Here is a 13,403-nt window from a genome sequence, read left to right as displayed (position 1 = left end):
CCCACCTTGCGTCGCCTCAGGCACCCATGAAGCTGCGCCCGCTATGATCGAGCGGATCGAGCTGGCACGTGAGCCGGTGAGCAGCCATGCCAACTCCGCTTCCCAGCTAAGTTGGCGCAGGATTCGATGTCAGCCCAATTCCAGCAACTTGAATTTTAGCGATGAAAGAAGCGCTTGATTGACGGGCTTTCCATCGCTCACCGCTCGAATGATCCGGTCCACGATTTCCACAAGCGGCTGAACGTCGACTGCGGTTTTCTCCACTCCTTCCGGAGCCGCAGCTCCGGTATTGTCGCTATCCATTGTGAGACGATCAAGTTCGCGTTCGGCTTTCCTGCGAAGAGTGATCTCGTTTTCCAGCTCTTCGCGCAGCTGGTCGAATGCGAGCGCGCGCATCGTAACTCGCTCGTCCAACGCCGTATTGACCTGGCGCAGGCTCTTCTTCGACTTCACCTTGCTGAGTTGGGTTTCGATCCGGGCTTTGAGGACGCTGAAATCGATCGGCTTCGAAATGTAGTCATCCGCACCCGCTTCAAGCCCCGAGATCAGCGCTGCAGATTCTGCCCGCGCAGTGAGCATGATGACCGGCAATTCTGCCAGCTCCCATTCTTTTCGGATGACATTTAACACCTCAATGCCGTTCATTTCCGGCATCATAAAGTCCAGCAGCACGAGGTCGGGCTTGTGCTCCTGAATGAAACGAAGCGCCTCGGCACCGGATTTTACGGAGTGTAGATCGAATTGCGCGCAGGCCAGACGTCGACGCACGACCTGCAGATTGGCTTCGACATCATCGACAATCAGGATTTTTGCAGGCGCAATCTCACTCGATTGGAAATTCATGGCACTTCCTTGTGGGTTTTCATGCTTGCCAATTGGAGTTGTTTCGGGGCGATCTTCAGGCATCGAGCAGCTCCGTTATCTTCCCGGCAAGGTTACGAGGTGTCAGGCCGGATTTGAGGTGGACTGAGGAGACCATCGCTTCGAGCTGCCTTTGTCTTTCGGGTTCGAGCAGGCTGCCTGTGACCACCAGGACAGGCGGCGCTTCGGAGGCGCTCAGATCGGCAATGCGCCTGATCAGTTCGAAACCATCGCTTTTGGGCATTTGCAGGTCTGTTACGACGGCTGCGTAGTTGTTAGAGCTTATCCAATCGGCGGCTTCATCGCCATTGACTGCACGATCGACCTTAAAGCCGCACTGGATCAGGCCGTTTTCGTAAAGCCTGCCGGTTGCGGGATCGTCCTCAACCAGCAATATCCGCCCGCTTCGTTTCCCCGAATAGAGCGAGAGGATGGCTTCCATATCCTCGGTGTCGAAAGGTTTGATAAGGTGATCACTGGCACCCAGCGCGAGTGAGCGTCGCCGGCTGTCATCAACGCTCACGACAACGGTCGGGATCGCCTTGAGCTCTTCATCCAGTCCGATCGCTTCGAGCACCTCAAAACCGTTGAGGACCGGCAGGTCGATGTCGAGCAGGATGATGTCGGGGCGAGTTTCCCTGACGATCTGCAGCCCCGCTTTGCCTTCGCTAGCCACCAGGCAGCGATAGCCAGAACGCCGCAGCAATCGCTGCAAAAGCTGCGCCGCGCTCGGTTCGTCTTCCATGATCACCGCCACCGGCCGGTTGTCATCTTTGGCCACCTGATCTGAACAAGATGCGCTGGCCTCGATGTTCGGCTGCACGTCGGTAGAAGGCTCGGTGTCGGCATTGATGTTGCGCGTCACCGTCATAGTGAAGGTGCTGCCATAGCCTTCGTCGCTGTCCACATGCACTGACCCGCCGAGCATCTCGGCAAAGTGCTTTACCAGCGCAAGCCCAAGTCCGGTGCCGCCATAGCGCCTTGTGGTCGAAGAATCGCTCTGTTCGAAAGGTTGGAACAACCGTGCGACAACTTCTTCATTCATCCCGATCCCCGTGTCGGACACCGTGATGATGAGGTTGCTGTCTGCGCTTCGTACATTGATCCCGACAAACCCGTTCTCTGTGAATTTGCAGGCATTGCTGCCAAGATTGAGCAGGCTCTGCCGCAATTTGCTGGAATCGCTTGATATCAGCCCAATCCCGCCATCGATTGTCACTTCGAGTGTGTTGCCCTGCTTGTCCGCGAGCGGCTGGAGGGTTGCCTGCACCTCCTGCATCAGCAGTGGAAGGTCGAACGAATGCACATCGAGCTCCATCTTGCCAGCCTCGATCTTGGATAGGTCGAGCAAGCTATTAATCAGTTCGAGCAACTGTTTCGACGAGCTATAGATCCAGCTCACATCCTCGACAGAGCGGGTCATATGGGCTTCGGCGAGATCGTCCTGCAGCACTTCGGCATAGCCGATGATGGCGTTTAGCGGGGTCCGCAGTTCGTGGCTCATATTAGCGAGGAATGCGGATTTTGCGATATTGGCATATTCCGCTTCGTCGCGGGCGACCGCGAGCTGATCCATCGCGTGCGACAGCTCGACCGTTCGCGCCTCGATCTCGTCCAGCATCGCGTTATAGCTGCCAATGATCGTATCGAAATCGGGATCGTGTGAATACTCGACGCGGTCCTGCAAATCGCCGGAGCTTCGGATTGACTTCATCGACGCAGTCAGACCGTCGAGCGGCTTGAATACCATCCTTTTCAGTATGTTAGATACAGCAAAACCGATCACCAGACAGGCCAGGAAGAGAACAATCGCCACCGGCAACACATCGAGTGCGATCGCTGCAAGGCTGCGGTAGTTATAGACCACGACCAGCGACCCGACTGCATCTTCATCGACCATGACCGGGGCCGAGTAGCGGCCATAATCGCTCAGGAAACCCTCCGTCTGCGCGATTAGCGCCTCAGGATCAGGCGGCGTTTCGAGCATTTCAGGATCGGCCTGGACATAGGTGCTGAGCGCCTGCGAACCGCTGGCGTGCACCTGGACCAGAACCACGCTCGGCACCGCGCGCGCCGAATGGGTGATCGCATCGGCCGTCTGGCTGTCTTCGAAAACAATTGCCGCGCCCAGATTGGACGCCAGCACTTCAGCGACCTGATAATTCTGTTCGTCGGTCTTATTGCGCTCGTAAACCAACTGGACGCCGATCAGGCCTGCGCATGACACAAGCAGCGCGACCGCGGTGACGGCCATGGTGATCCAAGTCAGTTTTTTTCGAAACGGCTGTTTCGCCAGCTTTCGGAACGGCAGGATAGAACTGATCATGTGATTACCCTCGCCGCCAGTTGTAATAGCTGAGAACTAAACCGCACCCCGGCTCTGCCTGCGGCGCCATCATTGATGACAAAGCGAACCTGACCGCCGAATTCGATCAACCCGACCATCCCGCCACGGTCAGCGAAATTGCGCGCAGAGCCGATCACCAATTGCCCGCGCGCCGGTCTGATCGTGTCAGGCAATGCGCTGTCGAGATAAACGATATCGCAATTGCCGCTCACTTGCCGTGCACTGGAAAGTAACGACACGCGGATCCGCTGACTGCCCGCCCGGCGCCCTTCAATCGCGCGCAGGTGCGGTGCACTCTGATCGCTGGCGAGAGCGCAAAGAACCAGCGTGTCGCCCGCATCCGGAAAGCGGGCGAAACGGATGATGTTATAGACGAGCGCTGCGCGCACCCGCGACTTGTCCTGCGCATGGGCAACAGTCGGCGTGAACAGGACTGATGCTGCGCAGATGATACCTACCAGCCCAATCAGGACGCATCGACTTATGATCGACCTCATTCTCACTGCCGTCAGAAACGCAGGCGCGCTTCGACATAGGCACTGCGCGGCACGTAGAAGTTTTCAAGCGGTAGCGTGTCTTGGAAAAATTCCAGCCGCCGGCCGTCGAGAAGATTGCTCCCAACCAGCGACATCTCGACCTGCGAACTGACCCGGTATGTCGCGCGGATATCAAGATCGGTATAGGCATCGCGGCGCCCACTCGACGCTCCGCTAACATAGTGGACGAACGCATCGACAGAGAGGCGGTCGCCTATATCGATCGCCGAATTCAGCCGGAACTGATGTTTGGGCGAGGTATCGCCACCAAACAGAATGTAGCTTTCCGGTCCGGTCTCTAGATCGAGGTCTAGATAGGAATAGGACAGGTCGAGCTGCCACCACCGCGCAACCGGACCGCTCAGCAAAAGCTCCATGCCATAGCCCGTACCGGCCCCGAGATTGGTAATTGTATTGTCTATTCTGATGCCCACCGGCACCGGAATAGGCGGGACGATAATCGGTGTTTGCGCGATAGCCGTCGATGTCGCCAACTTGTTGTATTCGGAATAAAAGGCCGCTGCGTCATAAGACCAACCTGAACCCAGCGATCCGCGAATTCCTGCTTCGAATGAAAGCACCTCCTCCGCTTCGGCGTCGGGATTGCCGTTCAGTGTCGTGCGGATCGGAACTGGCACCGGAAATCCGGGGATCTCCCTAACCAGATCAATCTGCCCCACCATTTCGCGCGCAAGCAGCAGCGGAGTTCGCACTGCACGCGAGGCAGACGCCCAGACCGCATGATCCGGATCAAAGCGGTAGAATATCCGGGCGCTCGGCTGAATCTCGGTTCCGGTGAAATTGTTCAACTCGAACTTCGAGCCGATTGTCAGCCGCAGCACGTCAGGCAGCAGCGTGATATCGTCCTGCAGATAACCGCTTAGCCACCGGTCATTGTTTGTCGACGACGGTAACGAGAGCGCCTCCGCATTCTCGATATGATCGTGCGAAATTCGACCGGCAACGCCGAAATTGAATTCATGCGTGTCCGAGGTGCGCCAGCGCCCCTCGATGCTAAGATCATAGAGATCGCGGTCTATCCCTGCTTCGAACTCGGTGCGAGAAAGCGAATTGAAATAGCCTTGGACGGTAAGGTCGAAATCCTCGCCGCCGGAATGATTCCATCGGGCCAGTGCGTGGGTGGCGCTGAAGACATTGTCGAGCGCCACGATGCTGGAAACCGGCGTAAACGGATCGAAGCTTACATCGACGAGCCGCTCCATAAAGTTGCCGTCGGACAATTCGAATAGCACGACGATATTGTCATCGCGGCTAGGTGCATAGTCGACCCGCACGCCGGCCAGGCCGCCTTCCCAGTTGTTATCAGGGACCGAACCAAAGCGGGAATCGAGCCCTTCGGTCCTGCGATAGCTGCCATAGATGCGCGCACCGACTTCGTCGTTAAACTGGCGCCCGATGCCAACTTCGCCGCGAATATCGAACGTACCGACACTGGCATTAAGGCGGATGTCCTGAGTGTCGATGCTCTGCTTGGTGATAATGTTGACGATACCGCTGATCGAATTGCTGCCCCACAGGGTTCCGCCCGGTCCACGGATCACTTCGATGCGCTCGATGTCCTGCAAGGGGATCAGCGCCTGATCCCAGAACATGCCCGAGATCGAAGTGCTGTAGATCGCCGCGCCGTCGACCATCACCAGCAGATTGGCCGCAAATCGCGAGGTAAATCCGCGCGAGGAGACCGAGGTCGCCGAGGACTGGACTTCGGCAATTTCCATGCCGGGAACCATCCGCAGCAGGTCAGGCACGGTGCGCGCCGCAGAACGCATAATGTCGTCCTGGGTGATGACTGTGATGGCCGCGGCTGAATCGGCGATGCGGCGCGATTTCTTGGCCGCAGAGGTAACCTCCTGCGACAACAACTCCTCCAGCGAAAGGCCAAAAAGGTCAGTCCCGTCAGGTTCATCTTGCGCAACTGGCGTCAAATCGTCGGCAGTCATGGCATCCGCAAACGGCTCGTCTTCAATGACATCCTCCGGCATCGCATTGGCAGGCAAGTCAAAGGCCGCGGCTCCGTCGTCGAGTGCAAGCAAAGGTGCCTCGACCGGCGATGTCAGATCAGCACCATGCGCTTCGGCAAGAGCAGGTTGCGCAATGCCCATGGCCAAAAGTACGTTGAGGTAACAGATTGATCGCGCCATAATATTTCCCGAAATCGCAGGGACAGCCAAATCGCTGATGCTCGGTATTTTATTAGGTCGGGATGGTTGCGGCCTTATGCCGCGATGGCTCCGAGTTTGCCCTTAGGCGCAGAGGCAAATGCGCACAGCTCATCGAACGGCATCGGCATTGCGATCAGATATCCTTGCGCAAAATGGCAATTGATTTTGCGCAGATGCGCCAGCTGCCCGGTGGTCTCGACCCCTTCGGCAACCACCTTGAAACTCAGATTTTCAGACAGATCCATGATCGTTGATAGAACCATCCGGCGGCGCCTGCTTGAAAGGCTCTTTTCAAGCAGCGACCGGTCAAGTTTGAGGTGATCGAAAGGCAGCGAAAGGAGCTGGGCAAAGTTCGAAAAGCCGACCCCGAAATCGTCGAGCGCGATCTGGACGCCGTCGCGCCGCAGGCCGGCAATCCGTTCCAGCGCGACATCGTCATTGTCCATGATCGCTGCCTCAGTGACCTCCATCTCAATCAGTTTGGCGGGCAGTTCATAGCGTTTGAGGCAGGCGCGCACGAACGGGATCAACTCGACCCGGCTGAACTGCTTGGGTGAGATGTTGACTGCCACCCGCATGTCGATCCCGCGCTGCCGCCATTCCGACGCGCTGCGAACGGATTCCTGAATTACCCAGTCGCCAATGTCGTCAATCAGTCCGTGTTTCTCAGCAAAAGGTATGAACTTGTCCGGGCTTAGTTGCCCAAGCTGCGGATGCTGCCAGCGCACCAGCGCTTCGCAGGAATCGATCGTGCCGCTTCGTAGATTGAGCTGCGGTTGAAAAACCAGACGGAATTCGCCGTTCTGAAGCGCAGTGCGAATCGCGACTTCCTGATCGAGAACCCGCTCGCCTTTCTGCCGCATTGTCGGCTTGTAAATGGCGTGCCCCCCCTTGCCCTTGGACTTGGCCACATACATCGCGGTGTCTGCGGCCGCGAGAAGCTTGTCGTAGCAATGGTGGTGCTCGCTTGCATAGGCGACCCCGATCGACATTTTTGCGCTCAGTGCATGCTGGCCCACGTGAAACGGTTCGCCCACTACACGCTGAACGCGGAAGACGAATTTTTCGACCTCCTCATTGCTGATCTGTCCGGGCAGGAAGATGGCAAACTCATCCCCACCCAACCGTCCCGCGAAAGCCGAATGCTTATCGATATCCTGATCGTTTAGCAGGGCAGCCAACTTGCCTGCTTTGAAAGAATTTGCAGTGATCGTCATCCGTTCGGCGCACACGCGCAGAAACTCGTCGCCCGCGTCATGGCCGAGATTGTCATTGATCGGCTTGAAGTCGTTGATGTCGATATAAAGCAATACGCCATCGCCGGGCTTTCCATCGGATTCCGACAGGAGCCTCTTGCACGAATGGCGAAAGCTTCCAGCGTTGAGTATCCCGGTTAATCTGTCGTAGCTGGACGCACGCACCAGATCGTTGATCCGCGACTGCGTGGCCTCGACCGTCGCCCCAAGAGCCGCCGCGACATTGCGGAACGGCGTCGTTTCGAATTCGAACTGCATTTTCGCTGACTCGCCGCCTTTGGCCAGCTCCAACGCGTCAATCACGCGCTGACAGTCTGCTTCCAGCTTGCGCCGGTTGCGCCACCATCCGGCAAAGGCGAGCACAATGACGCACGCAAATGCGAAGATGATTGCGGGAGCAGAGACATTAGGCACTTGGTCACTCATCCATCGTCGAAAAAGTCTCGCACTATTCGGCCCGCCCCTTGCGTTGAGCGCCCGCCTAAAGCGCACGACATCCAGCTAAGGTGGGCTCACATAGTGAAAACATGCACAATCCTGTTTCCAGATTTTACGTAATGCAGCGACGGATTCTCGAGCGCAGGTACACTTGGTGCAGCGAACGAATGAAGGCTTAGGCCGCGCGTAAATTCGGCGCACCGGCCGCGAGCATGAACGGCTCGCGCAAGTCACGATTTGATGTTTCAGGGTGCTGTGCTGAATTCAGAGATCTTCTGGCTACCCGGACGGGCAATATCTGGTAGCGGAGGAGGGACTTGAACCCCCGACACGCGGATTATGATTCCGCTGCTCTAACCACCTGAGCTACTCCGCCTCACCAAGATCGCCCCTGGGAGCCTCCCGCTTGCATTCTACTAACGGGATTCGCGAGGCATTGCGGCCTCAAACGAGCGGCGCATTTAGGGCGCAGGCAGGCAGGGGTCAAGCCGTGTTTCGTATGTTAGGCCGCGCTCTCGTTCATACGCAGCACTTTGACCGCCAGAGAGCGGTTGAATGCGCGGTCCAGAGCCTTGCCGATCTCGGGCAGGCTGCCTGCCAATTGCCCCAGCGCATCACGGTCCAGCCGCGCCATTCGCATCGGCTGGGTCACGGTGACGCTTGCACTCGCGCGTTCACCCGAAATGTGACTCATCTCGCCCAAAAACTCGCCCGCGCCGCATTCGCTGACGATGGCGCCATCGCGTTCGATCTGGGCGCGGCCGCTGGCGATGTAGATGAGCGGCGGGTCGAGCTGACCCTGCTCGATCAGGCGAATGCCAACCTCGACGTCTTCCCACATCATCAGATCGCGCAGCCGGTTCTGGTTGGAGGGTTCCTCGATCTGCATCACATGGTCGAACAGCTCGCGCTCATCGCGCGTCATCACCCCGCTGCGCGCACGGCGGCGCAGTTCGAACATCCTTGCGGCGTTGACGGCGAGAAATGCCACCGCGAGCAGAAATCCCACGCCCAGTCCTTCAAGGATCGCAAAATGCACAACGGCCAGAACACCGGCAACCAGAGCACAAATCCGGATAAGGCGGACCTGATGCGGGATCATCGCCGCGATAAGCGCCAGACCCGCAAGCCAGCCCAGCCAATTGCCTGTTTCGAACATTCGCGCTTTCCCCAATCGCAAACCGGCGCTCGCCCGCGCACGGCTACACAATAGTCTATACTACAACCGCTCGCTCCCGCGAAATGCGCAGCGTTTGACCAGCTCCCACGGACCACCCTGATACAGATGCAGCTCGAGCGCGGGGAAAGCGAATGTGCGCGGCTCGATCGTCGGGGCGAGCTGCGCCTGCAAAGCCCGCGCCTCTTCCTTGCTGACCTTGTTCTGGATCGTGATGTGGGGGCGCGGCGTGTGGAGGTCCTGCGCGGTGAGGCTGCCGTGAAAGTGGTCCGCAATCAATTCGCGCAGCGCGATCAGCGGTTCGCTCTTCAGTGCGATTGCTGTGCCTTTGCCAAGGTCCATAAGGCCGGTCACATGCGCCTCTGGCGGAGCGAATTCGGCGGCGATACGCGGCAGGAAGTCCTTCAATTCGTCCAGCAGCGACGGCGCGAAAGAGTGGAACATCGTCACATGCGCATGAAGGTGGTTGCGCTCCGGCGGAAAATGCTCTCGCCGCAGACCATCGGCCCAGTCATGAATGCCCTTTGGCAGGGCGGCAGTGAGGATGAAGGGGTTCGGCATCTGTGCTTGCTGCGACGGCGGCCTATTCCATCTCTGCACGCTCGCGGCGTAACTTGTTTTGAAACGCCGAGGACCGCCTAGCGCATCGCCGCGAACAGACCATTCCCTCCGACTTCGCGCTCAATCCATCTCTCCGCGCTCGCGGCGTAGGGCAAACCACTTGTCGACAGCAGCGTTATGCCCATCCAGCGTCGCGTTGAATTCGTGCCCGCCAGTTCCGTCGGCGACCATGAAGAGGTAGCCGTGATCCTCGGGGTTGAGCACCGCAGCGATGCTCTCACGCCCGGGATTGGTGATCGGTCCCTGCGGCAGGCCGAGCATGGTGTAGGTGTTGTAGCCGTTGACCATCGCGATCTCCGACTGGCGGATGCGGCGGCCCAGCGGCTTGCCCTGCGTGATTGGGTAGATGATTGTCGGATCGGCTTGCAGCATCATGCCAGTGCGCAGACGGTTGGAGTAAAGCCCCGCAATCGTGCCGCGTTCCTCGGGTGTGCCGGTTTCCTTCTCGACGATTGATGCGAGAACCAGCGCCTCTCGCAAGGTTGTTACCGCGATATTATCGCCGCGTTCGGCCCATTGTTCGGCCAGATAAAGGTCCATCGCGGCCTGCATCTGCTCGACAAGCTCGCCGCGGTCCTGCCCGCGTTCGAACGCATAGGTGTCAGGCAAGATCGAGCCTTCGGGCGGGACCGCGATCTCACCGGTGAGCAGGTCTTCGGCCATCAGCCGCTCCCACACCAGCACCGAGGGCATGCCTTCGGGGATCGTCACAAAGCGGCGGATCACATCGCCGGACTGAAATGCGGTAAGGATATCACCTTGCGACATGCCCGGCGTCAGCGAGAACTCGCCTGCCTGAATCGGGTCGGAAGAGCCGAACAGCCGCGCACGCAGCAGGAACCCGTCTGCCGAAGTGATATGGCCCGCCGCCTCCAGATCATCCGCCACCGCGCTCAGCGAAGAACCTGCGGGGATCAGAAACGGCGTTTCTTCCTCGATTGTCGCTTCGCCGAGGAAACCCGGCAGCACGACCAGCACGGTTGCAGCCAGTGCGATTATGCCGACCAGTAACAGGCCGAGCTTCTTCATCGCCTCAATCGACCTTTTGCATGATCAGCGAGGCATTGGTCCCGCCAAAGCCGAAGCTGTTGTTGAGGACGCTGCGCACTTCGCGTTTCTTCGCCGTGTGCGGCACAAGGTCGATCCCTTCGGTGCCGTCATCGGGATTGTGCAAATTGAGCGTCGGAGGGACGATCTGGTCGCGGATGGCGAGGATGCAGAACACAGCCTCAACCGCGCCTGCACCGCCCAGAAGGTGGCCGATGGCGCTCTTGGTCGAGCTCATCGAAGCGCCGCCCAGATCATCGCCCAGCACGCGCTTCACCGCAGCCAGCTCGATCGTGTCGGCCATGGTCGAGGTGCCGTGCGCGTTGACATAGTCGATATCGCCCGCGCCCAGTCCGGCCTTCTTCAAAGCCATGCGCATCGCCAGTTCCGCGCCGCGACCTTCGGGATGCGGGGCGGTGACGTGATAGGCATCGCCCGACAAGCCGTATCCGGTGACTTCAGCGTAGATCTTCGCGCCGCGCGCCTTGGCGTGCTCATATTCCTCAAGCACGACGACGCCTGCGCCTTCGCCCATGACAAAGCCTTCGCGGTCCTTGTCATAGGGACGGCTCGCCTCTTTCGGGCGGTCGTTGAAACTGGTGTTGAGCGCGCGCGCCTGTGCAAAGCCCGCAATGCCGAGCGGGTTGACGGTACTCTCTGCCCCGCCCGCGATCATGATATCGGCATCGTCCATTGCGATCATGCGCGCGGCATCGCCAATCGAGTGCGCGCCGGTCGAGCAGGCCGTCACAACTGCATGGTTGGGGCCCATAAAGCCGTGCTTGATCTGGACCTGTCCGGTGACGAGGTTGATCAGGCGGCCATGGACGAAGTGCGGGCTAACCCGGCCCGGTCCGCGTTCATGCAGATTGACCGATTCCTTCTCGATCCCCGGAAGACCGCCAATGCCCGAACCGATCGAGCAGCCAACGCGCTCTTTCTGCGCATCGGTGAGGTCGGTGATACCGGCGTCTTCGATCGCCTGTCCGGCGGCGTCTATGCCGAAGATAATGAAGGGATCGACCTGCCGCTGGATCTTGCCATCGACGCGCTTGTCCGCGTCAAAGCCCCAGGGGTGGTCCTTGCCCTTTACCTCGCAAGCGATGGTGCATTTCTGGTCGGACGGATCGAAGCTGGTGATCTGCCCTGCCCCGCTTTCGCCGGCGATGAGGTTCTTCCACGAGGTCTCCACATCTCCGCCAAGCGGGGTGACAAGACCAAGTCCGGTTACGACTACGCGGCGCATGCAATTACTCCAAAGCCTGAGCGGGATTTGCGGCAGGTCTGACGCCTGCCCGATCCCGAAATTCTTCCTGAAACACTACAGGCCCGCGACCCTTTCGAAAGAAAGGGCTCGGGCCTGTCGGTCAGGTGCCCGTCGCCTGCTGGTGCAAGCGCGGGTTTCCTGAGGGCGATTAGCCCTTATTCTCTTCGATGAACTTCGTGGCATCGCCCACGGTCGAGATTTTCTCGGCCGCATCATCAGGGATTTCCACGCCGAATTCTTCTTCGAACGCCATCACCAGCTCGACAATGTCGAGGCTGTCTGCGCCCAGATCATCAATGAAGCTTGCTTCCTGAGTGACCTTGTCACCTTCGACGCCGAGATGCTCGACGACAATTTTCTGCACGCGGTCGGCAGTATCGCTCATGTGTTTCCCTCTTGAATTTGGGGTTAGAAATTCTGTCAATCGCCCTAAAGATCGGTTCGATTAAGCGCAAGTCAAGATGCGGCTCGCAATTGGGCTGGATTGCAGGTCAAGGTCCATGCGACTGAAATCTCTGCGATTTTCCGTCAGTCGGCGCGGATAATATTTTCTGCAAGCTCGCTCTAAGTGCCTGAATTACAGCGCCTCGCGCTCCGCCAGCATGATCTCGGCCTGTTCACGGCTGCGGATGCGGCGCATGCCGTCGCGCGGGTAATCCTTGTCCGGATCCACTTCGAGCGCGCGCGAATAATAGTCGGCAGCGCGTTCCAGCTCGCCTCCGCTTTCATAGCAAAGCCCGATATTGAACAGCACCGAGACATGCGCAGGATTGGTCGCCTCCAGCGCTTCAAAGCCCGAACAAGCCGCCTCGATACTCTCATTGGTTGCGCGTACTGCATCGCGAAATGGTCTGCGGTCGGCGCGGTTCAGATCGCTGCGGCTTTCCATCACGCGGATATTGCGGCGCGACTGGACCGGAGCAAGGTCGCCGCGAATATCGGCAACCAGCCGCGCGATCAGTGCGTTGCCCATGTCCAGACTGGAGGGCACCGAATAGCTGTCGAGGCAGAACCGCTCCGCCTCGGTTCGCGAGCGGTTTTGCGAATAGAGTTGCTCGCCATTCTGCGCGATCAGCAGAATGCGCGGGTCGATTCTCACCGAGATCTCGCGGCATTCGATGCGCACTTCGCGCCGCTCGATGCAATCGCCGTCTTCATCGCGGGCGACGCATTCGCGCTCGACCTTGTCATCGACCCGGCGCTCGATCACTTCGCTGCGGACCGTCCCGCGCAATTCGGCATCGGCGACCAGCGGAACGGTGTGGATGGTCCCGTCATTGCCTTCGACTTCGACAACCGCATCGCGCAAATCACGCGGGCGAGCGAGCTCGAACCAAGGCTCCCCGCGGATTATGACATTGCCCAGTGCCTCGGTCAGCGCAAGTTCGACATCCGAACCCACATCGCCGCGAAAGCGCTCGATGACAATCAACTCGATATCGGCAGGAAGCGCGACATCAGGAGCATAGACACCGCTGACCGGAATGGTTTCCGCACCAAGCGGCTGCATAGCCACAATCGCGGCGCAACCTGCCAGCGCGGCTTTGGCAATTTTCGACAATGCACCCATGGTTTGCCCCCTATTCAAGTCCATCATCAGACTGTCGCGGGGACAATGTATCGTGACTGAATGTCTTCCCAAGGGGGCTGACAGGATTGCGCCGGTCAGG

The 13,403-nt window shown here is 58.9% G+C and carries 11 protein-coding genes and 1 tRNA gene; all 12 read right to left on the bottom strand.

Annotation, left to right across the window (positions count from 1 at the left end; translation table 11 throughout):
* Nucleotides 1-129 precede the first annotated feature (129 nt).
* Nucleotides 130-906, bottom strand: coding sequence for a response regulator (locus tag Q0887_RS02595; protein ID WP_299192091.1), 777 nt, complete (start codon nucleotides 904-906; stop codon nucleotides 130-132).
* Nucleotides 899-3,187, bottom strand: a complete 2,289-nt coding sequence (locus Q0887_RS02590; protein WP_299192090.1) for a response regulator — start codon at nucleotides 3,185-3,187, stop codon at nucleotides 899-901. The genes Q0887_RS02595 and Q0887_RS02590 overlap by 8 nt, the downstream gene beginning before the upstream one ends.
* The gene (locus tag Q0887_RS02585) at nucleotides 3,184-3,705 is read right to left on the bottom strand and encodes a YfiR family protein (RefSeq protein ID WP_299192089.1); all 522 of its coding nucleotides are present in this window, start codon (nucleotides 3,703-3,705) and stop codon (nucleotides 3,184-3,186) included. The genes Q0887_RS02590 and Q0887_RS02585 overlap by 4 nt, the downstream gene beginning before the upstream one ends.
* A gap of 11 nt (nucleotides 3,706-3,716) precedes the next feature.
* Nucleotides 3,717-5,906 (bottom strand): TonB-dependent receptor, encoded by a 2,190-nt coding sequence (locus tag Q0887_RS02580; RefSeq protein ID WP_299192088.1) that lies wholly within the window; start codon nucleotides 5,904-5,906, stop codon nucleotides 3,717-3,719.
* A gap of 74 nt (nucleotides 5,907-5,980) precedes the next feature.
* Entirely contained in the window at nucleotides 5,981-7,597 is a 1,617-nt protein-coding gene (locus tag Q0887_RS02575; RefSeq protein WP_299192087.1) for a bifunctional diguanylate cyclase/phosphodiesterase, read from the bottom strand.
* Between the two features lie 323 nt (nucleotides 7,598-7,920).
* Nucleotides 7,921-7,997, bottom strand: a tRNA-Met gene (locus Q0887_RS02570).
* 126 nt (nucleotides 7,998-8,123) lie between these two features.
* Nucleotides 8,124-8,780, bottom strand: a complete 657-nt coding sequence (locus tag Q0887_RS02565) for a cyclic nucleotide-binding domain-containing protein (protein ID WP_299192086.1) — start codon at nucleotides 8,778-8,780, stop codon at nucleotides 8,124-8,126.
* 60 nt (nucleotides 8,781-8,840) lie between these two features.
* Complete coding sequence (locus tag Q0887_RS02560) at nucleotides 8,841-9,359, bottom strand: 2'-5' RNA ligase family protein (protein WP_299192085.1); 519 nt, start codon at nucleotides 9,357-9,359, stop codon at nucleotides 8,841-8,843.
* Nucleotides 9,360-9,479: 120 nt separating this feature from the next.
* Nucleotides 9,480-10,448, bottom strand: a complete 969-nt coding sequence (gene mltG, locus Q0887_RS02555) for an endolytic transglycosylase MltG (RefSeq protein ID WP_299192084.1) — start codon at nucleotides 10,446-10,448, stop codon at nucleotides 9,480-9,482.
* 4 nt (nucleotides 10,449-10,452) lie between these two features.
* Nucleotides 10,453-11,712: a beta-ketoacyl-ACP synthase II gene (fabF, locus tag Q0887_RS02550; protein ID WP_299192083.1), complete on the bottom strand. Its 1,260-nt coding sequence runs from the start codon at nucleotides 11,710-11,712 to the stop codon at nucleotides 10,453-10,455.
* 169 nt (nucleotides 11,713-11,881) lie between these two features.
* Nucleotides 11,882-12,118, bottom strand: coding sequence for an acyl carrier protein (locus tag Q0887_RS02545; RefSeq protein WP_298895652.1), 237 nt, complete (start codon nucleotides 12,116-12,118; stop codon nucleotides 11,882-11,884).
* A 192-nt stretch (nucleotides 12,119-12,310) separates the two neighbouring features.
* On the bottom strand, nucleotides 12,311-13,303 hold the full coding sequence (locus tag Q0887_RS02540) for a tetratricopeptide repeat protein (protein ID WP_299192082.1): 993 nt from the start codon (nucleotides 13,301-13,303) through the stop codon (nucleotides 12,311-12,313).
* Nucleotides 13,304-13,403 lie beyond the last annotated feature (100 nt).

This window comes from uncultured Erythrobacter sp., from assembly GCF_947492365.1.
GTDB lineage: Bacteria > Pseudomonadota > Alphaproteobacteria > Sphingomonadales > Sphingomonadaceae > Erythrobacter.
Note: the sequence above shows the minus strand (reverse complement) of the source record. Positions and strands in the feature narration are given on the sequence as shown.

Excerpts from the sequence above, each read along its gene's own strand:
- Q0887_RS02565 (WP_299192086.1), bottom strand. The coding sequence starts at position 8,780 with ATGTTCGAAACAGGCAATTGGCTGGGCTGGCTTGCGGGTCTGGCGCTT.
- Q0887_RS02540 (WP_299192082.1), bottom strand. The coding sequence starts at position 13,303 with ATGGGTGCATTGTCGAAAATTGCCAAAGCCGCGCTGGCAGGTTGCGCC.
- Q0887_RS02595 (WP_299192091.1), bottom strand. The coding sequence starts at position 906 with ATGCCTGAAGATCGCCCCGAAACAACTCCAATTGGCAAGCATGAAAAC.
- Q0887_RS02545 (WP_298895652.1), bottom strand. The coding sequence starts at position 12,118 with ATGAGCGATACTGCCGACCGCGTGCAGAAAATTGTCGTCGAGCATCTC.
- Q0887_RS02585 (WP_299192089.1), bottom strand. The coding sequence starts at position 3,705 with ATGAGGTCGATCATAAGTCGATGCGTCCTGATTGGGCTGGTAGGTATC.
- mltG (WP_299192084.1), bottom strand. The coding sequence starts at position 10,448 with ATGAAGAAGCTCGGCCTGTTACTGGTCGGCATAATCGCACTGGCTGCA.
- Q0887_RS02580 (WP_299192088.1), bottom strand. The coding sequence starts at position 5,906 with ATGGCGCGATCAATCTGTTACCTCAACGTACTTTTGGCCATGGGCATT.
- Q0887_RS02590 (WP_299192090.1), bottom strand. The coding sequence starts at position 3,187 with ATGATCAGTTCTATCCTGCCGTTCCGAAAGCTGGCGAAACAGCCGTTT.
- fabF (WP_299192083.1), bottom strand. The coding sequence starts at position 11,712 with ATGCGCCGCGTAGTCGTAACCGGACTTGGTCTTGTCACCCCGCTTGGC.
- Q0887_RS02560 (WP_299192085.1), bottom strand. The coding sequence starts at position 9,359 with ATGCCGAACCCCTTCATCCTCACTGCCGCCCTGCCAAAGGGCATTCAT.